We start from the raw sequence: 21,999 nt of genomic DNA, 5'->3' as shown, positions 1-21,999 counted from the left end.
TCACCTCCTCACGGCGGCCCATTGATGTACCAGGCCAGGCACCCCGGCCGGTCTCGGCACGCGATGATGGCGCCGGCGTCGGGAGCCGATCCGCGGACCCGGGGTGGCCGGGGTTGCAGATTGCAGTTCACCACATACGGGTTCCACGGGATGACCCCGTTCACACACGGGTCGGCGCGGGTTTCGGCGGGCCCCGGGGAGACCTGCCCCGACACCGCAGTCGGCGCGATGACGACCGACAGCGCCGCTGCGCCCAGCAGTATCGGGCGCAGAATGCGTTGTCGTGACGTGCTCATCGTTGAGTGTCAACCGTTTCTGGTAGGCGCCTATTTCGACGGTACGCCTGACACCGCAGAGAAAGTTACGGATCGCGGGGCAGGCCCAGCAGACGTTCGGCGATGATGTTGAGCTGAACCTCGGTGGTACCGCCGTAGATCGTGGTGGCGCGGCTGGCCAACAGGTACTCGGCCCAGCGGCCGAATTCCTGCTCGGGATCGCCGACGGCGCCGTCGGTGCCGAAGGACGCGACCGCGAACTCCGCATACCCCTGACCGGTCTTCATCGACAACAGCTTCGAGATCGCCGCGGCCGGCATGGCGTCGCCGCCGGCCAACGTCAGCAGGGTGGACCGCAGGTTCAGTACGCGGGCGGCATGGCCTTCCGCGATCAGTTGGCCCGCGCGATTCTGGTCGATCTGGTCGAACTGGCCCGCACCGAGGAAGGCCACGAACTGCTCGAGGTTGGCCAGGAACGGCGGCTCACTGCTGCCGATCGACACCCGCTCGTTGGTCAGCGTGTTGCGGCTGACCTCCCAGCCCCGGTTGACCTCGCCGAGCACCATGTTGTCGGGCACGAATACGTCGTCGATGAACACGGTGTTGAACATCGCGTTGCCGGTCAACTCACGCAGCGGCTTCACCTCGACGCCGGGAGCCTTCATGTCCAGCAGGAAGTAGGTGATGCCGTTGTGCTTCGGAGCGTGCGAGTCCGTCCGCGCCAGCAGCGCACCCCACGCCGAGTATTGAGCACCCGTCGTCCAGATCTTCTGTCCGGTGATCCGCCAGCCGCCGTCGACCTTGGTGGCCTTGGTGGTCAGGCTGGCCAGGTCGGAACCCGCACCCGGCTCGGAAAACAGCTGGCACCAGATCATCTCGCCGCGGAACGTCGGTGACAGGAATCGCTGCTTCTGCTCATCGGTGCCGAACGCCACGATCGACGGGATGATCCAGGAGGCGATACCCATCTGTGGCCGCCGCACTCGGCCGCTGCTGAATTCCTGGGCGATGATGATCTGCTCGATCGGCTCGGACGCGCGACCCCACGGCTTGGGCAGGTGTGGCTGCACCCACCCGCCCTCGGCGATCGCGGTGTTGCGTTCGGCCCCGCTCGGAATCTCTTTCAGTGCAGCGACTTCCGCGCGGATCTCGTCACGCAGCTTCTCGGTGTCGGGATCGAGGTCGATATCGACCAGACGCATCCCGGTGGCGGTCGCGGTATCGACCACGGCCTGCGGGTAGTCCGAGGCCCGGCCGAAACAGGCGGCCAGCACCAGGGCGCGTCGGTAATAGACGTTTGTGTCGTGTTCCCAGGTGAATCCGATTCCGCCGTGCACCTGGATGCAGTCCTGAGTGGTGTGTTGTGCGGCGGCAGGTGCCAGGGTGGCGGCCACCGCTGCGGCGAACTCGAAATGGGTTGTTGCCGAGGGGTCTTCCTGGGCGTCGTCCAACGCCCGGGCGGCGTCCCAGACGGCGGCGGTAGCGCGCTCGGTGTCGGCGATCATCCCGGCGCACTTGTGCTTGATCGCCTGGAACTGGCCGATCGGCCTGCCGAACTGTTCGCGGATCTTCGCGTACGCGGTGGCCGTGTCGGTGGCCCAACGCGCGACACCGATCGCCTCCGCCGACAGCAGTGTGGTGATCAGTGCCCTCGCGTGGGCGCGGCTCAGGTCGGACAGCACCCGGTCGGCCTCGACCTCGACGGCGTTGGCCCGCACGTGGGCCAGTGGGCGCAACGGGTCGACGCTGCGCACCGGCTCGATCTCCAACTGGGCGGCGTCCAGCACCACCCATTGGACGCCGGATTCGATCGCGACCGGGAGCACCAGGATCGACGCCTGCGCCGCGGCGGGCACCGCCCGGGCCTCACCGCGGATGACCAGGCCGTCACCGTGGCGGGTCGCGGTCAGACCGGAGTCGATGGCATAGGCCGCGATGGTCTCGCCGGAGGCCAGGCCGCTGAGGACCGTGGCCTCGGGGTTGCCGGCCGAGATGAGCGCGCCGGCAATCGCCGACGGGACGAAGGGCCCGGGCACCGCTCCGTAGCCGAACTCAGCCAGTGTGATGGCTAGCTCCAGGATGCCGAAACCTTGCCCGCCAACGGATTCCGCGAGGTGGACGCCCTGCAGTCCCTGCTCGGCCGCGGCTTTCCAGTACGGCGGGGGATTGGGGATCGGAGTCTCGAGCGCTTCGTGCAGCACCTCCGACGGCGCCACCCTGGCCACCAGGGACCGAACAGAATCGGCCAGATCGCTGTGCTCAGACGTGATCGCAATAGGCATGCGGTTCCTCCATCCGGGGTCCATTAACCGGTCGGTTGGGCCGAGGGTACCCCGACGTGACGCGCGCCACTCCGGCGGCCTATCTCACCCCGTTAACTACGTTGGCCAACGGTTCTCCATCATGAATGCGCCGGCAATTGTCCACCGCCATGGTCAGATACCGCCGCATGGTGTCGGCCGTGTACCAGGTGACATGCGGCGTCAGCACCACATTGGGCAGCTCAAGCAGGGGGTTGCCGGGCGCTACCGGCTCCTGTGCGAACACATCGAGGCCGGCCGAGGCGACCTGCCCGGTGCGCAGTGCCTCGACGAGGTCGGGCTCGTCGATGATCGGGCCGCGCGCGGTGTTGACGACGACGGCGCCGGGCTTCATCGATGCCAGAGCCTGTCTGTCGAGGAGGCCTCGGGTGGCCTCGGTCAGCGGGAGGTGCAGCGAGACGATGTCGCTGGCGGCCAACAGGTCTGGCAGGCTGCGCCACTGCGGATGACCGGTGTCGCGGGTGCTGGTGTGGATCACCTGTGACGGGTCGGCACCCATCGCCACCACGATCTTCTCGACCCGCTTGGCGATATTGCCGTAGCCGACCAGGCCCACTGTGCAGCCGCCGATGTCACGCACGGTTTCGCCCAGGCTGTGATCCGACGGCCAGCCCGTGCCGTCCCGGGTGGCGCGGTCGAGTTCGGGCAACCGGCGCAGCGCTGCCAGCATCAGCAGCACGGTGCCCTCGGCCACCGACGGCGCATTGGCGCCGGGCATGTTGGCCACCAGGATGCCCAGTTGGCCGGCGGTGTCGACGTCGATGGTGTTCACCCCGGCGCCCAGCTTGTGCACCAGTCGCAGCCGCAGCCCGCGCTCCAGGTCGTCACCGGAAACCGGTCGCAACACATGCCAGAGCACCTCGGCCGCGGGCAGTTCCCGGTAGAACGTAGTGTCGTCGTCCTCGGCGCAGAACGTCACATCGAGCCAGTCCCGATGGGGGGCAAGAAAATCCATCACCTTGTCACCGGGGGTGAAGTGGGCCAGGACCTTGATCCGGCCGGGGTTCACCGCCACCGCTTCGTGATCCATCGGGCGATGGTATCGGCCTGCTCGTCGCGCGCGCCCGGAGTGGTGAAGTAATGATCGGTGTCGATCGAGCATTGGGACTTGTCCGTGCTCGCCAGCGCGTCGTAGATGCGTCGGGCGTCGGACGGGTACACGCCCGTGTCCTGCCCGGCGTTGATCACCAGGGCCGGGCAGGTGATCCGGGTGAGGTGCGGCTCGGCCCGGGTCTGGGCGTGGCGCAGGCTCCACATGCCGATCCAGTTGCGCACGGTGGTGGCCGCGGCGATGCCCCGGGCCGACCGGTTGGCCTTGATCGGTACCCCGGCATAGCAGAGGTTGGGCTGCCTGTTGGTCGGCTCGATCGTCGGATCGACCATCCGCGGGTCGGCCCAGGTGCGCATCACGGTGAACGGCCGGTCCGAATACCCCGCCGCCTGAATCCTTTTGAGTTCGTCCTCGGCCCAGTCGGTGATCTTCTCGTTGCGCGCGACCTGCGCCGCGCAGTAGCGCGCCACGAACTCGGCCGAAAAGGGTGCCGGGTTGCGCTCGTCGAACAGGTCCAAGTCGGGGTCGCCGGCGATGGCGTCGTTCTCGTCGACGACGGAGGCGTCCATCCAGGCGGTCAGCACGTCCGGGCGGCCCGGATGGGCCGCGCTGGCCACATACCCGTCGGCGGGCGGCAGTTCGGTCAGGCCCGTCGCCGGCCGCATGCCCTCGAGTGGCTGTACGTTCGGCTCGACCGCCTGGGACTGATAGGCCGCCATCAAGGAACCGCCACCGGAATTACCCAGCAGAACAACGGTTTCAATCCCCTCGACCTCGCGCAGCCAGCGCACCCCGACCCCGATGTCGACCAGGGCGTGGTCGAGCAGGAAGCTGCTTTCGAAGCCGCGGAACCGGGTGTTCCAGCCGAGGAAACCGACGCCCCTGCTCGCCAGGTAGTCGGCGATGTAGTGCTCGGAGAAGTCGATCTGGTAATGCGTGGCGATTACCGCGACCGTGGGCTTGTGGTCCGCGCTCCGATAATAGAGGCCCTGGCAGGGGTATCCGCCCGCACCCGCGCGCTGGGCCGTAGGCGATTCCAGGCCGATGAACTCGCGAACCACTTCCGGTGACGCATTGGTCATGAGCGGGGGGTCTCCTCGTGGTAGATGGTCCGGTAGAACACGTTGGCCAGGGTGGTGATGCAGGCGGAGTCATCGGCGACGGCATCCCGGCCGCCGGACAGTTGCACATAGCAGAACTGGTTGAGCATCGACACCAACGCGACAGCGGTGAGGTGGGCATCGTCGTCGGGGCAGAATCCTTGCTGCTGAGCATGTTTGACCATCTCGGTGATCATGGCGATCGGTAGCTGGCAGATTTCGTCCCAGTATTCGGCGAAGTCGTCGTCGATCATCGCCATCTGGGACACGGCGATGATCTCGGCCAGCCGGTGCCGGTAGGTGGTCCAGTGGGCGGAGGCGGCCTGGTAGCTGCGTTCCCAATTGGTCAGGTTCGGTCCGGTCGCGGGAAGGGCGCGTTCGCGGGCCTCGTTACGGAATCGCAGGGCCCATTCGCGGACCATCGCTTCTTTCGAGGCGTAGTAGTTGTAGAACGACGCGGCCGACCGGCCTGCCTCGGAGGCGATGTCGGAGATCGTGGTGGCCAGGATGCCCTTGCGGGCGATCACCGCACGGGCTGCGGTGTCGATCGCCGCCTGGGTCTGGCGGCCACGCGCGGTCGGCAACGGGGTGCGGGGGCTGACGGTCACAGACTTCCTCACTCCCGGCGGGCCGGGAAATCTTGCACGGCCATTGATCACATCTGAATCTGATGTTAGATTCAGATTCGCATCTGCGCCAGTCCTTGGCGCGTTCGCCCCGGAGGTTCATCGACGTGATCAAGCCCAACAATCCCAACTCTGAGTTCGAGTTCGGCGGAATCAACCATGTGGCGCTGGTGTGCGCGGACATGGCGCGCACGGTCGACTTCTACACCAACGTGCTCGGCATGCCCCTGATCAAATCGCTCGATCTGCCCGGCGGCATGGGGCAGCACTTCTTCTTCGACGCGGGCAACGGGGACTGCATCGCCTTCTTCTGGTTCCGTGAGGCACCCGACGGCGTGCCCGGGATTTCCGCGCCGGCCGCGATTCCCGGCATCGGCGAATTCGTCAGCGCCACCGGATCGCTCAACCACATCGCCCTGCACGTGCCCGCCGAGAAGTTCGACGAGTATCGGCAGAAGCTCAAGGCCAAGGGTGTTCGCGTCGGCCCGGTGCTCAACCACGACGACAGCCCGATGCAGGCGTCGGCGACGGTGCATCCCGGGGTCTACGTTCGGTCGTTCTACTTCCTCGACCCGGACGGGATCACCCTGGAATTCGCTTGCTGGACCAAGGAATTCGCTGACAACGACGTGCAGGCGGCGCCCAAGACCGCTGCTGACCGGCGTCCGCCGGTGGCGGCGGGGTAGTCGATTCCCGACACTGTGGCGAACGTGTAGCTTGTTGTGTCATTCTCCGCCTGTGGTCACAGCAGCCTGCACGTTCGTCACAGTGCGACGCAGGGAGCAGGGAGTGCCGGCGTCAGGACTTGGTGGCGACGACGAAGTAGCCGCGGGGTACGCCCGGAACGTCCAGCGGCACCGTGGGGGTGAACCATCGGCCCCACTTGTTACCCGGCCCGGCCACGTCGGTGACCACCGCTGACCAGCCCAGCGTTTCGCACAGCTGCTCCGGGGCGTCGGTGCCGAACAGCCACGGCGCCCCGTTCCGGGACATCTCTTCGAGGACCGGGGCCAGCATCACGCTGTCCAGCAGTGTCTTGCCGACGATGTCGTAGAGCAGCACCGAACTGGGCGCCGACAGCGCGTCGACCTGCTCGAACAGCGTGTGCACGGCACCCTCGTTGAGGTACTGCAGCAGCCCTTCCATCAACCAGACGGCAGGCAATTCCGGGTCGAAGCCGTTGGATCGCAAGGTATCGGTCCAGTCGGTGGTGAGATCGCCGCCGATGGCCACCCGCCGGCAGCGCGGTTCGTCGCCGGCCAGCGCCTCAGCCTTGGCCGCGATCACCGCGGGCTGATCTAGTTCGAACACCGTGGTGTCGTCGGGCCACGGCAGCCGGTAGGCCCGGGCGTCCAGTCCGGCCGCGAGAATCACCACCTGTTTCACCGGCGGTACGGCATTCGACAGCGCCTCGTCCCAGAACCGGGTGCGCACCACGATCTGCAGCGTCGACTTGTCGCCGGTGGCAGCGACCACCTCGGCGAGCATCCGTTGCCCGGATTCGCCGGCCAACTTCTGCGCGAACGGATCGTCGAAAAGCCGGTCGGGACGGCGGGTTTCTTCGGCGCGGATGGCCGCCACCAGAACGCCGGTGTCGGCCACGGCCTGGCCTGGTGTCTGTCCGGAAGTCATACCGCCATCATGCGCGAGTGCCGGTGCCTACGCCTCGGATCGCAGTCAATATCAAGCAGGAATCCGGGGCGTTGTCACCGCTGGGGGTCCATGCCGGCCACGGCGTCGAGCATCGAGCGCAACTGGCCGATGAGCTGTTCGGGGGACAGTACGACCTCGCCTGACAGCCACGCGCTGATGGTCTGGGTTACCCCGCCGACCGCAAAATATGAAGTGGCCCTCAGGTAGTCGTTCTCCTTGAGGCGCAGGGCATCGCCGGCGTGCTGACCGAGTAGTGTGGCGAACAATGTGACGGATTCGGTGCGCTTGCGAAGTAGCACCTCGTTGGACAGTTTGACGCTGAACAGTAACCGGCCGATCCGCGGATCTTTGGCGATCAGATGCACGATGTTGGTCATCCCGGCGGTGGTCTGGTCGGCCAGCGGAACAGCCGCGACGGCGGCTTGCGTCGACGTCGCGATATCGGCGATTACCCAGTCGTAGACCGCGGCGATGAAGTCGTCCTTGTCGGTGAAGCTCTCGTAGAAATACCGGGCGGCCAACCCGGCGCTACGGCACACCGCGCGGACGGTGACTTCGCCGTCTTCGGCTCCGAGCAGATCCAGCCCGGCCTCGAGTAGCTGGCTGCGGCGCTGCGCCAGGCGGTCGGCCGCTTCGACGCCGCGGTACGGGCGGACCTGCTTCACCTACACATCTTGACACCCGTCAGTCCGGCAGGCCAGTATCAGGAAACACGCGTTCTCAGTTTCCAGGAAGGGTGGCCATGACGGTCAGCGAACCGGTCCCGCATATCGAGCGGCCGATGAACGAGTCGGCGCGGCCCGGAGCCGCGCTCAAGCGCCGGCGGGGTGCCGGCTTCGACGACGGGCTGATGGGGGTGGCGCTGCTGGCAGGCCCGGCCAACGTGATCATGCAGCTGGCCAACCCCGGCGTCGGCTACGGCGTCGTCGAGAGCCGCGTCGAGAGCGGCCGCACCGACCTACACCCGGTCAAGCGGGCCAGGACGACCTTCACCTACCTCGCCGTGGCCACCCGGGGCAGCGATGCGCAGAAGGCGGCCTACCGGCGTGCGGTCAACAAGGTGCACGCGCAGGTGTACTCCACCGAGGACAGCCCGGTGAAGTACAACGCGTTCGACAAGAACCTTCAGCTGTGGGTGGCCGCCTGCCTCTACAAGGGCGGCGTCGACGTGTTCCGGATGTTCATCGGCGAGCTGGACGACGAGACCGCCGACCAGCACTACCGCGATAGCGTCACGATGGGCACCACACTGCAGGTGCCCGAGGATATGTGGCCGGCCGACCGGGCGGCGTTCGACAGGTACTGGCAAGAGTCGCTGGAGAAGCTGCACATCGACGACACCGTGCGTGACTATCTGTATCCGATCGCCGCGGGCCGGCCCAAGAATCCGAAACTGCCACGCTTCGTGCAGCGCCGGCTCGATGCGGTGGCCCTGTTGATCACCACGGGGTTCCTCCCGCAGCGCTTCCGGGAAGAGATGCGGCTGCCGTGGGATGCCAAGAGTCAGAAGCGGTTCGACCGGCTGATCACGGTGCTGCGCACCGTCAACAACCTGCTGCCGTCGGTTGTTCGGCAGTTCCCGTTCAACGTGCTGCTCAAGGACCTCGACTGGCGAATCCGCACGGGCCGGCCGTTGGTGTAGCTGTCAGAGAAGCGGCGTACCCTCGCGCTGGTGCGCACCGAAAATGACAACTGGGATATCACCACGAGCGTAGGTTCGACAGCGTTATTCGTCGCGGCCTCAAGAGCATTGGAGGCCCGCAAGGCTGATCCGCTCGCCGTCGACAAGTATGCCGAGGCATTCTGTCGCGCGGCCGGCGGCGAATGGGCGAGCGCGGTCGAGGGCGCCGACCCTGAGCACCCGTTGCACAGCGAGTTCGGCGAGAACTTCGTCAATTTCCAGGCGGTCCGCACGAAGTACTTCGACGAGTACTTCACCCGGGCCATCGACGCCGGCGTCACCCAGATCGTGTTGCTGGCGGCCGGTCTGGATTCGCGGGCCTACCGGCTGCCGTGGGCCGACGGCACCGTGGTCTACGAACTGGACCAACCCCGGGTGCTCGAGTTCAAGCGCGAAACCATCGACCTGCTCGGTGCGGCGCCGACGGCCGAGCGCCGCGAGGTGGCTGTCGATCTGCGCGACGACTGGCCGCGCGCACTGCGGGAGAGCGGCTTCGATCCGTCGCGGCCCTCGGCCTGGATCGCTGAGGGACTGCTCATCTACCTGCCTGCCACAGCACAGGAACAACTGTTTGCTGGTATTGATGCGCTGGCCGCGCCGGGCAGCTTCGTCGCCGTGGAGGAGGGCGCTCCGATGCCGGAGGAGGCGTTCCAGGCCAAGCGTGCCGAGGCGGTGTCCTCCGGCGAGGAGAACGCGTTCTTCACCCTGGTGTACAACCAGCAGCACGCACCCGCGGAGCAGTGGTTTGGCGAACATGGCTGGGATGCGGTTCCGGCACCGTTGAATGACCTCCTGGATCGGGCGGGCCGGTCGGTGCCCGGTCCGGACTCCGACGCCGGCGTGATGACGGGAACTATCACCCTGGTGGCTGCGACTAAAAGGTGAGGCAGTTCACGAGCTAGTCCACCTACGTGCCTCTCGACAGTTAAGTTATGCAATGCTAACTTCAGCAAAAGTTAGCTTAGCCATACATAAGGGAGAGATTCGGGGGCTTAGTCGCTCCCGTGCACGCATATGGGTAGTGACACGCTTGCGGCTCCGCCTCTGGGAGCGCCCCGGCTCGATCGCGATGTAATCAGCCGTTTTGCCACATGTTGTCGAGCGCTGGGCCTGACGGTGAACGACCGGCAGCGCCCGGCCGACCTCACCGCAGCCCGGTCCGGCTTTGCTGGAATCGCACACATCGCGCACGACCACTGTGACGCCTGGACCGGTCTGGCCGCCGCGGGCGACGTGTCCGGTGCGGTCGTCGACGCCGTGTGGCGCACCCGAGGCAGCGCCGGTCTGCTGCAGCGCGAGATCGACCTGGCCGCCGGAGACCTCGGTTTCACCTATGACAGCGGGCTGTACCTCCAGTTCCGGGCCACCGAGGTGGATGACTTCCAGCTGGCCTACGCGGCGCGCCGGGTAGATCAGGGGCAGCTCGCCGAGGCCGACGAACTCGTGGGTGAGCTGCTGGCACGTCGGCCCGGATGGTTGAACGCCACCTGGCTGCGGGTGGCGATCAACCATCAGGCGCAGCGCTGGAACGACGTGGTGCGGCTGCTCACCCCGATCGTCACCGACCCGTCGCTCGATGAGATCACCGGTCACGCCGCACGGGTCACCCTGGGGATCGCCCTGGCCCGGCTCGGCATGCCGGCACCCGCCCTGTCGTATTTGGAAGATCCGTCCGGCCCGATCGCCGTGGCCGCGCTCGACGGCGCGCTGGCGAAGGCGCTGACCCTGCGTGGGCAGGGCGAGGATGAAGACGCCAACGAGGTGCTGCAGGATCTCTTCGCCGCGCACCCGGAGAACAAGCAGGTCGAAGAAGCCCTGTCGGATCCCACCTTCGGGCTGCTCGTCACCACGGCCTCCCGGATCGACGCCCGCACCGATCCGTGGGATCCCGACTCCGAACCGTCGGAGTCCGAATTCGTCGACCCGGGTGCCAAGGAGCGCAAGGCCCACCTGCTGGTCGAGGCCGAAGCCGAGCTGGCCGAATTCATCGGCCTGGAAGAAGTGAAGTTCCAGGTGGCGCGGCTCAAGAGCTCGGTGGCCATGTCCATCCGGCGCCAGGAGCGCGGACTCGCCGTCGCGCAGCGCACCAACCACCTGGTGTTCGCCGGCCCGCCAGGAACAGGCAAGACCACCATCGCCCGCGTCGTCGCCAAGATCTATTGCGGCCTGGGACTTCTCAAGAAGGAGACGGTTCGCGAGGTGCACCGTGCCGACCTGATCGGTCAGCACATCGGTGAGACCGAAGCCAAGACCAACGCCATCATCGACAGCGCGCTGGACGGCGTGCTGTTCCTCGACGAGGCCTACGCGCTGGTGTCCACCGGGGCCAAGAACGACTTCGGTCTGGTCGCCATCGACACGCTGCTGGCCCGCATGGAGAACGACCGCGACCGGCTCGTGGTGATCGTCGCGGGGTACCGCAAGGACCTGGACATGTTCCTGGACACCAACGAAGGTCTGCGTTCGCGTTTCACCCGCAGCATCGACTTCCCGTCCTACTCGTCCTCCGAACTCGTCGAGATCGCCGAGCGGATGGCCGAGAAGCGCGACAGCACATTCGAGGAGGCCGCGCACGACGACATGGAGAAGCTGTTCGGCTATCTGGCGGAGGCCACCACGCCGGACTCCAACGGTGTGCCGCGGCGCAGCCTGGACATCGCCGGTAACGGCCGCTTCGTCCGCAACCTGGTCGAGCGTTCCGAAGAGGAGCGCGAGTACCGCCTTGATCATTCCGACCACGACGACTTCACCGACGAGGAGATGATGACGATCACCGCCGGTGACGTGAACAGTTCGGCCGGCCCTCTGCTGCGCGGCCTGGGTCTGACGGTGCCCGCATGACCGCGCCCGGCCCCGACGAGCGTCGCTCCTTCACGTCCCGCACGCCGTCCAACGAAAACCCCGACCAGGTGTCCTACCGGCGTGGATTCGTCACCAAGAACCAGGTCACCGGCTGGCGTTTCGTCATGCGCCGCATCGCTTCTGGGGTGGCCCTGCACGACACCCGCATGTTGGTCGACCCGCTGCGCACGCAGAGCCGGGCGGTGCTGACCGGCGCCCTGATCCTGGTCACTGGTCTGATCGGTTGCTTCCTGTTCTCACTGTTCCGGCCGGGTGGATCGGCGGGCGGCGACGCGGTCCTCGCCGACCGGTCGACGGCGGCGCTGTACGTGCGGGTGGGTGAGCAGCTGCATCCGGTGCTCAATCTGACCTCGGCACGGTTGATCACCGGCAAGGCGGACAACCCGACCACCGTGAAGACCAGCGAGATCGACAAGTTCCCGCGGGGCAACCTGCTGGGTATCCCCGGCGCGCCCGAAAGGATGGCCCAGAACACCGCGAGCGCCGCTGATTGGACTGTGTGCGATGCAGTTTCGGGCGTCAACGCGGGTGTGACGGTCATCGCCGGCGAGCTCGCGACCGGCGACGAGCGTGCGTTGCCGCTGGCGCCGGGTCAGGCTGTGCTGGTGCACAACCCGGCCGGGCCTACCCCGGGTGACTGGATGCTGTGGGACGGCAAGCGCAGTCCGATCGATCTGGCCGACCGCGCCGTGACCGATGCACTCGGTTTCGGCGTAGACATTCCGGCGCCGCGACCGATCGCCGCCGGCCTGTTCAACGCCATTCCCGAGGCGCCGGCACTGACCGTGCCCGGCATCGCCGACGCCGGCGCGCCGACGAGCTACGCCTTGTCGACGCCGGTGCCCGTCGGCGGCGTGCTGGCCGCCTACGATGCCGACAACACCGCCCGCTATTACGCGGTGCTCTCCGATGGCCTGCAGCCGGTTTCGCCGGTGCTGGCCTCGATCCTGCGCAACAGCAATTCCTTTGGGCTGGACCAGGCGCCGCGCATCGGGCCCGATGAGGTGTCGCGAATGCCTGTCTCGCGTGCCATCGACACCGCGGGCTACCCGGCGGCGCCGGTCACCTTGGTCGCACCGTCGACCGCCCCGGTGACCTGTGCACAGTGGATCAAGCCAGCGGGTGCCACCGAGAGCAAGCTGTCGGTGCTCTCCGGAGCGGCCCTGCCGGTACGCGACGGTCTGCACACCGTCGAGCTGGTCGGGGCGGGCAGCAACGGTGCCGCCAACCGGGTCGCGATGACCCCCGGCAGCGGCTACTTCGTGCAGACAGTCGGCGCCGAACCGGGATCGCCGACCGCAGGCTCGTCGTTCTGGGTGAGTGACACCGGCGTCCGCTACGGCATCGACACTGCAGGTGACGGCAAAGTTGTTGAGGCACTTGGCCTCACCTCGCCGGCCCGGCCCATTCCGTGGTCGATCCTGACGCAGTTCGCGGCTGGTCCGACGCTGTCCCGCGGCGACGCTCTGACCGCACATGATGCGCTGTCGCCCAACGTAAATGCTGCGCGTCTGGAGGCCACGCGATGAGTAGGCTGATCTTCGAGCACCAGCGCAGGCTGGCGCCGCCGACCACCCGCAAGGGCACCATCACGATCGAGCCGCCACCTCAGTTGGAGCGGATGGTCCCACCGTCACTGCTGCGCCGGGTGCTGCCATACCTGATCGTCATCCTCATCGTGGGGATGATCGTGGCGCTGTTCGCCACCGGCATGCGGATGATCTCGCCGACCATGCTGTTCTTCCCGTTTGTGCTGCTGCTGGCAGCCACGGCGCTCTACCGCGGTAGCGGCAACAAGATGCGCACCGAGGAGGTCGACGCCGAGCGCGCCGACTACCTGCGCTACCTGTCCGTCGTCCGGGATAACGTCCGTGCCCACGCCGGTGAGCAGCGGGCGGCGCTGGAGTGGTCACACCCGGAGCCCGAGATGCTGGCGACCATCCCCGGGACCCGCAGGCAGTGGGAACGCGATCCGCGTGACCGCGACTTCCTGGTGCTTCGTGCCGGTCTGCACGATGTGCCGCTGGATGCTGCGCTCAAGGTCAAGGACACCGCCGACGAGATCGACCTGGAACCGGTGTCGCACAGCACCCTGCGCGGTCTGCTCGATGTGCAGCGCACCGTGCGCGATGCTCCGACCGGTATCGACGTCACCAAGCTGGCCCGGATCACGGTGATCGGCGAGGCCGAGGAAGTCCGTGACGCACTGCGGGCCTGGATCGCCCAGGCCGTCACCTGGCACGACCCGACGATGCTCGGGGTGGCACTGGCCTCACCCGACGTCGATTCCGACACCTGGTCGTGGCTGAAATGGCTTCCACACGTGGATATTCCGTCGCAGGCCGACGGTGTCGGCCCGGCCCGGTATCTGACCACCGGTGTCAGCGACCTGCGGGGACAACTCGATTCGGCCCTGGCCGGTCGGCCCGCTTTCCCCGCAGAAGCCGATCAGGCCCTGAAGCATCTGCTGGTCGTCCTCGACGACCCCGAAGCCGATCCCGACGACATTGCGCGGCGGCCCGGCCTGACCGGCGTGACCGTGATCCACCGAAGCGAGACGCTCCCCAACCGCGAGCAGTACCCGGACCCCGAGCGGCCCATCCTGCGGGTCCTCGAAGGCCGGATCGAGCGCTGGCAGAGTAGCGGCTGGCAACCCTACGTCGCGCAGGCTGACACGATATCGACCGCCGAGGCTGCGCACATCGCGCGCCGGTTGTCGCGGTGGGATTCCAACCCCGGCTACGTGCGGTCCACCGCCACCGGCGGCGCCACCTTCGGCACGCTCCTGGACATTCCGGACGCCTCGGCCCTGGATGTGGCCAGCCTGTGGGCCCCGCGCAATCGCGACGACGAACTACGGGTGCCGATCGGCGTCACCGCCACCGGCGAGCCGCTGTACTTCGACCTCAAGGACGAGGCCGAGGGTGGCATGGGCCCGCACGGTCTGATGATCGGTATGACCGGTTCGGGCAAGTCCCAGACCCTGATGTCGATCCTGTTGTCGCTGTTGACGACTCACTCCGCCGAGCGGCTCATCGTGATCTACGCCGACTTCAAGGGTGAGGCGGGAGCCGACATCTTCCGCAACTTCCCACAGGTCGTCGCGGTCATCTCGAACATGGCCGAGAAGCGGTCGTTGGCCGACCGGTTCGCCGACACCTTGCGCGGTGAGGTGTCCCGTCGCGAGCAGTTGCTCAAGGAGGCCGGTCGCCGGGTTCAGGGCAGCGCGTTCAACTCGGTCACCGAGTACGAGGCCGCGATCGCCGCCGGGCATGACCTGCCGCCGATGCCGACGCTGTTCGTGGTCGCCGACGAGTTCACGCTGATGCTCGCCGAGCATCCCGAGTACGCCGACCTGTTCGATTACGTTGCACGCAAGGGCCGTTCGTTCCGGATTCACATCCTGTTCGCGTCGCAGACCCTGGACGTGGGCCGGATCAAGGACATCGACAAGAACACGTCGTACCGGATCGGCCTGAAGGTGGCCAGCCCCAGCATCTCCCGTCAGATCATCGGGGTCGAGGACGCCTATCACATCGAGTCGGGTCGCGAGCACAAGGGCGAGGGCTTCCTGGTGCCCGCCCCGGGTGCGGTGCCGATCAAGTTCCGCAGCACCTATGTCGACGGTATCTACGACCCACCGCGGGCCGAGAAGTCGATCGTGGTGCGGGCCCTGCCGCAGCCGCAGCTGTTCACGGCCTCGCGGGTCGAGCCCGAACCCGACACCGTCATCGTCACCAACGAGCCGGAACTCGAAGTGGTGCCGCCGCGCAAGCTGATCGCCACCATCGGCGATCAGCTGGCCACCTACGGCCCGCAGGCACCGAAGCTCTGGCTGCCGCCGCTGGACGGCGCGATCGCCCTGGACGATGTGCTGGCCCGCACCGACATCGAACCGGGTCAACTCCGTTGGCCGCTGGGCGAGATCGACAAACCGTTCGAGATGCGCCGGGACGCATTGGTGTTCGACGCCAACTCGTCGGCAGCCAACGTGCTGATCCACGGTGGTCCGCGATCCGGCAAGTCGACCGCGCTGCAGACCTTCGTCCTGTCGGCTGCCGCGCTGCATTCGCCGAGTGAGGTGAGCTTCTACTGCCTGGACTACGGCGGCGGACAGCTTGCCGGTCTGGCCGATCTGGCTCACGTCGGCAGCGTGGCGACCCCGATGGAGCCCGAGCGCATCCGCCGCACGTTCGGCGAGCTCGAGCAACTGCTGCGGGCCCGCCAGCAGCAGGGCGCGGTGAACCGGAATGCGGGCTCCGCAGGCAAGTTCGACGACGGCTATGGCGACGTATTCTTCGTCATCGACAACCTGTACGCGTTCAGCCGGGACAACACGGACACGTTCAACACACGTAATCCGTTGCTGGCCAAGGTGACCGAGCTGGCCAACACCGGGCTCGCCTACGGCATCCATGTCGTGATCACCACGCCGAACTGGCTGGAGGTGCCGCTGGCGATGCGTGACGGCCTGGGCCTGCGCCTGGAGCTCAAGCTGCACGACAGTCACGACAGCATCGTGCGGGTGGTGGGTGCGCTGCGGCGGCCGGCGGAGTCGGTGCCCGCCGATCAGCCGGGCCGCGGCCTGACGATGGCGGCCGAGCACTTCCTGTTCGCGCAACCGGCACTCAGCGACATCGCCGTCATCAACTCCCGCTACCCGGGGCAGAGCGCACCGCCGGTGCGGTTGCTGCCCACTGCGCTGGCCCCCACCGCGCTGGGACCGTTGTACCCGGCCCCCGAGCGGGTGGTCATCGGGCAGCGTGAAGAGGATCTGGCGCCGGTGGTGCTCGACTTCAAGGACAACCCGCTGCTGGCGGTGTTCGGCGATACGAAGTCGGGCAAGACAACTCTGCTACGCCACATCATCCGGACCATCCGGGAGAACTCCCGGCCGGACGAGGTCGCCTTCACGGTCATCGACCGGCGGCTGCACCTGGTGGAGGAGCCGTTGTTCCCGGACAACGAGTACACGGCCAACGTCGACCGGGTGCTGCCGGCCATGCTGGGCCTCTCGGCACTCATCGAAAAGCGCCGTCCGCCCGCCGGTTTGAGTCCACAGGAGCTCAGCGCCTGGAATCAGCGGCCGGGACCCGACGGCCACATCCACTATCTGATCATCGACGACGTGGACCAGATCCCCGATGGACCCGCAGCCGGCGGGCCGTTCGCCGGGCAGCGCCCGTGGACGAATATCGCGGGACTGTTGGCCGAGGCGACCGATCTGGGCCTGCGCGTCATCGTGACGGCCCGGGCCACCGGGTCGGCGCACGCCGTGATGACCGCACCGCTGCTGCGTCGCCTCAACGATCTGCAGGCGACCACGTTGATGCTGTCGGGCAATCCGGCCGACAGCGGCAAGCTCCGCGGGCACCGGTTCGCCCGGTTCCCCGCGGGACGAGGCATGTTGCTCGGTAACGGCGACGTGCCCGAGTTCGTCCAACTCGTCAACCCACTCATTGAGGACACGGCACTTTCCGTGAACAACGGGCGAAAGGAATTCTGATGACATTGCGGGTAGTTCCAGAAGGATTGACCGCCGCCAGTGCGGCCGTCGAGGCGCTCACCGCGCGCCTGGCTGCCGCACATGCCGCGGCCGCCCCCTTGGTCTCGGCGGTGATCCCACCTGCGGCCGACGCGGTCTCGTTGCAGACCGCGACCGGTTTCAGTGCCCACGGCGCCCAGCATTCGGCGATGGCCGCCCAGGGTGTCGAGGAACTCGGACGCTCGGGCGTCGGCGTCGGCGAGTCCGGTGCCAGCTACCTGACCGGCGACGCGATGGCGGCTTCCTCCTACCTGACTGCGCGCGGCATCTGAGATGACTGCCCCCATGTGGATGGCCCTACCACCCGAGGTGCACTCGACGCTGCTCTCCAGCGGTCCAGGCGCCGGGTCGTTGCTGGCCGCCGCGGGGGCCTGGCAGTCACTGAGTACCGAATATGCCTCGGCAGCAGCAGAACTCACCAGTGTGCTGGGTGCGGTGCAGGCCGGGTCCTGGGAAGGGCCGAGCTCGGAGCAGTACCTCGCCGCGCACGGGCCCTACCTGACCTGGTTGGCGCAGCAGGGCGCGAACAGCGCTGCGGTGGCCGTGCAGCACGAGACCGCGGCCGCGTCGTACACCACGGCACTGGCCGCGATGCCGACCCTGCCCGAGCTGGCACTCAACCATGTGGTGCACGGCGTGTTGATCGCCACGAACTTCTTCGGTATCAACATGATTCCGATCGCGGTCAACGAGGCCGACTATGTCCGGATGTGGATCCAGGCGGCCACCACCATGGCGACCTACCAGGCCGTCTCGGGGGCCGCAGTGATGGCGGCACCGGCCGGCACACCGTCGCCGATGCTGCTCAAGCCGGGTGTCGGGGAGGCCGGTACGGCCTCGGCCAACGCGCGGCAGATGGCCTCGCAGGGCACTGCGTCCGAATCCGGATCGGCGCTCACCACTGCCGACGCAACCGCCGACAACCAGTACCCGAACCTGCCGCAATGGCTGGTCGATTACCTCGGTAACGATTCGATGATCGGCGGCAAGGAGATGCTGCAGTTCCTCAACGATCCGTTGGGGACGATCCAGCAGATGCTGCAGTCGCTGATGACCAACCCGGCGGGATTCTTGACCACGTGGGGGCCGTTCCTGCTCGCCGTCGGCTACCAGGCGTTCTTCCAGCCGGTCGGTTGGGGCACGTGGATCAGTGTCGCGTTGTCCCCGTTCCTGGTGCCGCTCCTCGGCATCGGCCTTGCCGCACTGGGTTTCCTCGACCTGCTTCCCACCGACGACGTGGCACCCGACGCCCCGGCCGACGGGGACGCTCCGGTGGCACCGGTGCGGGGCGATCAGGGCCTGCCGGTGGCAGGCCTGGCCCCGGCGGGAGTCGGCGCCGGGGCGGGAGCCGCCGCTGCGCCCGCCGCTGCCCCTGCCTCCGCAGGGGTTGCGGCACCGGCTCCGGTCGCTGCGGCGGCCTTCGCACCGTATGCGGTGCTCGGCAGCGACCCCGAAGAGGGTTTCAGCCCGACGGTGGGGGGCAAGTCCAGTGCACATGCACCGGCTTCCGGCATTCCCGCCGCGGCATCCGGTGTGGCCGCATCGCTTGCGGCACGGCGCAAGCGCCGTCGCAAGCGAGGTGCCGCACTGCAAGACCACGCCTATGCAGACGCATATATGGATTACGAGCAACCTGACCCGGATCCCGCACCCCGGCCGGAGCCGAGGGTGCGGGTGTCCGAAAGGGGCACCGGCGTCATGGGATTCACCGGTACCGAAACGAAATCCGATACCACAGCGGTCGGGCTGACCACCCTGGCCGGCGAGACCTACGACGAGAGTCCCGTCTCGCCGATGCTGCCCGGCTCCTGGGAGCCCGGCGATTCGGGAGGGGGTACCCGCAGCTGATCAGATCAGCTCCACCACGTTCGATGCACCGCCAAATATCTACGACCCGAAAGGAAAATCCATGAGCCTGTTGGATGCTCACATTCCCCAGCTGATCGCCTCCGAGGCGGCCTTCGGCGCCAAGGCCGCCCTGATGCGCAGCACCATCGCGCAGGCCGAGCAGGCCGCCATGTCGTCTCAGGCCTTCCACATGGGTGAGGCGTCCGCGGCGTTCCAGGCCGCACACGCCCGCTTCGTCGAGGTGTCGGCCAAGGTGAACGCGTTGCTGGACATCGCCCAGCTCAATCTCGGCGACGCCGCCGGTACCTACGTCGCCCAGGATGCCGCCGCCGCCGGCACCTACACCTCGGTCTAACCGAAACACCCCCGGATACAGGAGTTCTCATGTCTCAGATCATGTACAACTACCCGGCCATGCTGGCGCACGCCGGAGAGATGAACACCTACTCGGCTGCCCTGCACGCCGTCGGTGCCGACATCGCCAGTGAGCAGGCCGCGCTGAGCAGCGCCTGGCAGGGTGACACCGGTATGACCTACCAGGCCTGGCAGGCCCAGTGGAACCAGGCGATGGAAGAGTTGACCCGCGCCTACCGCGCCATGGCGTCCACGCACGAGATGAACACCATGTCGATGAGTGCCCGCGATGCCGCCGAAGGCGCCAAGTGGGGCTGATGCCGGAGGCCCGTTGGAGCCGTCTGCATTGAGCACCGGAGCCAACGCGGTCGAGCTGACCACCGATCAGGCCTGGTACCTCGCCGAGGTACTGGGTGCCGGGGCGTACCCGTGGGTGCTGGCCATCACGCCGCCCTACAGCGAACCGGCGCAGCGGGCCGGCTTTGTCGCCGAACAGGCCGCTGAACTGACCAGGATGGGCGTGCTCGACGCCGGTGGCGGAGTCAATCCGCGGGTGGCGCAATGGGTTCGGCTGGCCTGCCGGGCGACCCAGTGGCTGGACCTGCGGTTTGTCTCCGGGCCGGGGGATCTGCTGCGGGGCATCGTGGCCCGCTCGGAGGGGCGCACGGTTGTCGTCCTGCGTAACGCGCAGTTGGTGGCGTTCACCGAGATGGACATCGCCCACCCGCACGGCCTGGTTCCGGTGCTCACGGCCGGGCTGTCGCAGCGCAGGCCGGCGCGGTTCGAGGAGTTCGCGCTGCCGGCCGCGGCCGGTGCCCGGGCCGACGAGCAGATCCGCAACGGCACGCCGCTGACCGAGGTGCTGGGATTCCTGGGAGTCCCGGCCTCGGCCCGCCCGATCGTGGAGGCGGTGTTCGACGGGCGGCGAACGTACGTCGAGATCGTGGCCGGAGAGCATCGCGACGGCCACCGGGTGACCACCCAGGTGGGGGTCAGCATCATCGACACCCCCGGGGGCCGGATTCTGGTGTCCCCGTCGAAAGCCTTCGACGGGGAGTGGATTTCGACCTTCACGGCAGGCAGCGGCGATGCGATCGCCATGGCGATCGAACGACTCACCGACTCCCTGCCGAGTGGCTCCTGGTTTCCCGACCAACCCCTCATCCGCGACTTCGACCGCGAAGCCGTCACCAACGCACTATCCGACGATGCTGTATCCCACCAAGATCCACGCTTCATGAGAAGAACCCAGAAAGCATAGGAATGTCCGACAACACTGTGATGCCGATCGTCCGGGTAGCCGTACTGGCTGCCGGAGACGATGGTGGCCGGCTGACCGAGATGGCCCTGCCGTCCGAGTTGCCGCTGCGCGAGATTCTGCCCGCGGTCCAGCGCATCGTGCTGCCCCCCAGCGGCGGCGATGACGGCGCGAGCGCCCCGGACCCGGTGCGGCTCAGCCTGGCCCCGGTGGGCGGTGCGCCGTACAGCCTTGACGCCACACTCGACACCGTCGGTGTGGTGGACGGGGACCTGCTTGCGCTGCAAGCTGTCCCGTCCGGCCCGGCTGCCCCGCGCATCGTCGAGGACATCGCCGACGCGGCGGTGATCTTCTCGGCGGCCCGGCGACATCCGTGGGGTCCCACGCACATTGCCCGGGGCGCGGCGCTGGCCCTGATCGGGCTGATCCTGGTGGGCACCGGCCTGGCCGTCGCGCATCGCGTCGTCACCGGTGAGCTGCTCGGGCTGTTCGTGGCCGGGGGCATCGCCATTGCCACCGTGTTGGCCGCCCTGTCGACGCGGGCCCGGTCCGGAGCCCTGGCCACCGCGTTGGCCGTCACCGCGTTGGTCCCGGTCGGCGCAGCGTTCGCGCTCGGTGTTCCAGGCGATTTCGGTGCACCCGGCATTCTGCTGGCCGCCGCGGGAGTGGCGGCATGGTCGTTGATCAGCATGGCCGGCTCGCCCGGTGACCGGGGCATCGCGGTGTTCACCGCGACCACGGTGGCCGGAGCCGGTGTGTTGTCGGTCGCCGCAGCGGCCACACTGTGGGAGCTCAGCGCGACGGTGATCGGGTGTGCCCTGATCCTGATCGCCCTGGTGGTCACCGTTCAGGCTGCCCAACTGTCAGCGATGTGGGCCCGCTTCCCGCTGCCGGTCATCCCGGCGCCGGGCGATCCTTCCCCGTCCGCACAACCACTTTCGGTGCTGGCAGATCTGCCGCACCGGGTCCGGGTGAGCCAGTCGCATCAGACCGGCGTGATCGCCGCGGGTGTGCTGCTCGGCGTCGCCGGGTCGGTGGCCCTGGTCGGTTCGTCGACCGCGTCGCCGTGGGCGTGGTACGTCGTGGTCGCTGCGGCACTCGGCTCCGTCCTGCGGGCTCGGGTGTGGGATTCTGCCTCCTGCAAGGCCTGGCTGCTGGCCCATCCCTACCTGCTGTCCGTTGTCCTGTTGGTGGCCTTCGCGATCGACGGCCGGTACCAGGGCGCCTGGTTGACGCTGGCGACGCTCGCCGTGCTCGTCGCGGGGTGGATTTTCGCCGCGCTGAATCCGCGGGCGGCGTCGCCGGACACCTACTCGCTGCCGATGCGGCGCCTGGTGGGCTTCCTGGCGACCGGGCTCGATGCTTCGCTGATTCCGGTGATGGCCTTCCTTATCGGCCTGTTCAGTCTCGTTCTCGACAGGTGAT

The 21,999-nt window shown here is 67.6% G+C and carries 19 protein-coding genes; 12 read left to right on the top strand and 7 right to left on the bottom strand.

Features of this window, described 5'->3' with window-relative positions:
* Positions 1-8: 8 nt before the first annotated feature.
* From G6N44_RS15495 to G6N44_RS15475, 5 genes are all read right to left on the bottom strand, one after another.
* Complete coding sequence (locus G6N44_RS15495) at positions 9-296, bottom strand: hypothetical protein (protein WP_163665418.1); 288 nt, start codon at positions 294-296, stop codon at positions 9-11.
* Positions 297-361: 65 nt separating this feature from the next.
* Entirely contained in the window at positions 362-2,557 is a 2,196-nt protein-coding gene (locus G6N44_RS15490; RefSeq protein ID WP_163665416.1) for an acyl-CoA dehydrogenase family protein, read from the bottom strand.
* A gap of 79 nt (positions 2,558-2,636) precedes the next feature.
* Entirely contained in the window at positions 2,637-3,626 is a 990-nt protein-coding gene (locus tag G6N44_RS15485) for a 2-hydroxyacid dehydrogenase (RefSeq protein ID WP_179964389.1), read from the bottom strand.
* A complete protein-coding gene (locus G6N44_RS15480; RefSeq protein ID WP_163665414.1) occupies positions 3,602-4,729 on the bottom strand; it encodes an alpha/beta hydrolase in 1,128 nt (375 codons plus the stop codon). Before G6N44_RS15480 ends, G6N44_RS15485 begins: the two co-directional genes overlap by 25 nt.
* Positions 4,726-5,355 (bottom strand): TetR/AcrR family transcriptional regulator, encoded by a 630-nt coding sequence (locus tag G6N44_RS15475; protein ID WP_163665413.1) that lies wholly within the window; start codon positions 5,353-5,355, stop codon positions 4,726-4,728. Before G6N44_RS15475 ends, G6N44_RS15480 begins: the two co-directional genes overlap by 4 nt.
* Before the next feature lie 125 nt (positions 5,356-5,480).
* Here G6N44_RS15475 and G6N44_RS15470 point away from each other — a divergent pair, with 125 nt between their 5' ends.
* Positions 5,481-6,059, top strand: coding sequence for a VOC family protein (locus tag G6N44_RS15470; RefSeq protein ID WP_163665411.1), 579 nt, complete (start codon positions 5,481-5,483; stop codon positions 6,057-6,059).
* A gap of 112 nt (positions 6,060-6,171) precedes the next feature.
* On the opposite strand, the gene G6N44_RS15465 is transcribed toward G6N44_RS15470, so the two are convergent.
* Positions 6,172-7,005: an SAM-dependent methyltransferase gene (locus G6N44_RS15465; protein WP_163665409.1), complete on the bottom strand. Its 834-nt coding sequence runs from the start codon at positions 7,003-7,005 to the stop codon at positions 6,172-6,174.
* Positions 7,006-7,079: 74 nt separating this feature from the next.
* Positions 7,080-7,691, bottom strand: a complete 612-nt coding sequence (locus tag G6N44_RS15460; RefSeq protein WP_163665407.1) for a TetR/AcrR family transcriptional regulator — start codon at positions 7,689-7,691, stop codon at positions 7,080-7,082.
* 116 nt (positions 7,692-7,807) lie between these two features.
* Between G6N44_RS15460 and G6N44_RS15455 the strand changes: the two genes are divergently transcribed.
* The 11 genes from G6N44_RS15455 to eccD all read left to right on the top strand — a co-directional run bounded on the left by G6N44_RS15455 (position 7,808) and on the right by eccD (position 21,998).
* Complete coding sequence (locus G6N44_RS15455; protein ID WP_235683092.1) at positions 7,808-8,668, top strand: oxygenase MpaB family protein; 861 nt, start codon at positions 7,808-7,810, stop codon at positions 8,666-8,668.
* A gap of 30 nt (positions 8,669-8,698) precedes the next feature.
* The gene (locus G6N44_RS15450; protein WP_163665403.1) at positions 8,699-9,592 is read left to right on the top strand and encodes a class I SAM-dependent methyltransferase; all 894 of its coding nucleotides are present in this window, start codon (positions 8,699-8,701) and stop codon (positions 9,590-9,592) included.
* Positions 9,593-9,721: 129 nt separating this feature from the next.
* A complete protein-coding gene (eccA, locus tag G6N44_RS15445) occupies positions 9,722-11,548 on the top strand; it encodes a type VII secretion AAA-ATPase EccA (protein ID WP_163665402.1) in 1,827 nt (608 codons plus the stop codon).
* On the top strand, positions 11,545-13,098 hold the full coding sequence (eccB, locus tag G6N44_RS15440) for a type VII secretion protein EccB (RefSeq protein WP_163665400.1): 1,554 nt from the start codon (positions 11,545-11,547) through the stop codon (positions 13,096-13,098). The genes eccA and eccB overlap by 4 nt, the downstream gene beginning before the upstream one ends.
* Positions 13,095-17,075 carry a type VII secretion protein EccCa gene (eccCa, locus tag G6N44_RS15435; protein ID WP_163665398.1) on the top strand — a complete coding sequence of 1,327 codons (3,981 nt, stop codon included), beginning with the start codon at positions 13,095-13,097 and terminating at the stop codon, positions 17,073-17,075. Before eccB ends, eccCa begins: the two co-directional genes overlap by 4 nt.
* Positions 17,075-17,386, top strand: a complete 312-nt coding sequence (locus G6N44_RS15430; RefSeq protein WP_163665381.1) for a PE family protein — start codon at positions 17,075-17,077, stop codon at positions 17,384-17,386. Before eccCa ends, G6N44_RS15430 begins: the two co-directional genes overlap by 1 nt.
* A 1-nt stretch (position 17,387) precedes the next feature.
* A complete protein-coding gene (locus G6N44_RS15425) occupies positions 17,388-18,962 on the top strand; it encodes a PPE family protein (protein WP_163665379.1) in 1,575 nt (524 codons plus the stop codon).
* A 61-nt stretch (positions 18,963-19,023) separates the two neighbouring features.
* Positions 19,024-19,317: a type VII secretion system protein EsxG gene (esxG, locus tag G6N44_RS15420; RefSeq protein WP_163665377.1), complete on the top strand. Its 294-nt coding sequence runs from the start codon at positions 19,024-19,026 to the stop codon at positions 19,315-19,317.
* Positions 19,318-19,346: 29 nt separating this feature from the next.
* A complete protein-coding gene (locus tag G6N44_RS15415) occupies positions 19,347-19,634 on the top strand; it encodes a WXG100 family type VII secretion target (protein ID WP_003880383.1) in 288 nt (95 codons plus the stop codon).
* On the top strand, positions 19,606-20,577 hold the full coding sequence (locus tag G6N44_RS15410; protein ID WP_235683091.1) for an ESX secretion-associated protein EspG: 972 nt from the start codon (positions 19,606-19,608) through the stop codon (positions 20,575-20,577). Before G6N44_RS15415 ends, G6N44_RS15410 begins: the two co-directional genes overlap by 29 nt.
* A gap of 2 nt (positions 20,578-20,579) precedes the next feature.
* The gene (eccD, locus tag G6N44_RS15405; RefSeq protein ID WP_163665375.1) at positions 20,580-21,998 is read left to right on the top strand and encodes a type VII secretion integral membrane protein EccD; all 1,419 of its coding nucleotides are present in this window, start codon (positions 20,580-20,582) and stop codon (positions 21,996-21,998) included.
* Position 21,999: the final 1 nt, after the last annotated feature.

The sequence above is a fragment of the Mycolicibacterium alvei genome (genome assembly GCF_010727325.1).
Classification (GTDB): domain Bacteria; phylum Actinomycetota; class Actinomycetes; order Mycobacteriales; family Mycobacteriaceae; genus Mycobacterium; species Mycobacterium alvei.
This window is presented reverse-complemented; position numbering and strand designations above follow the sequence as displayed.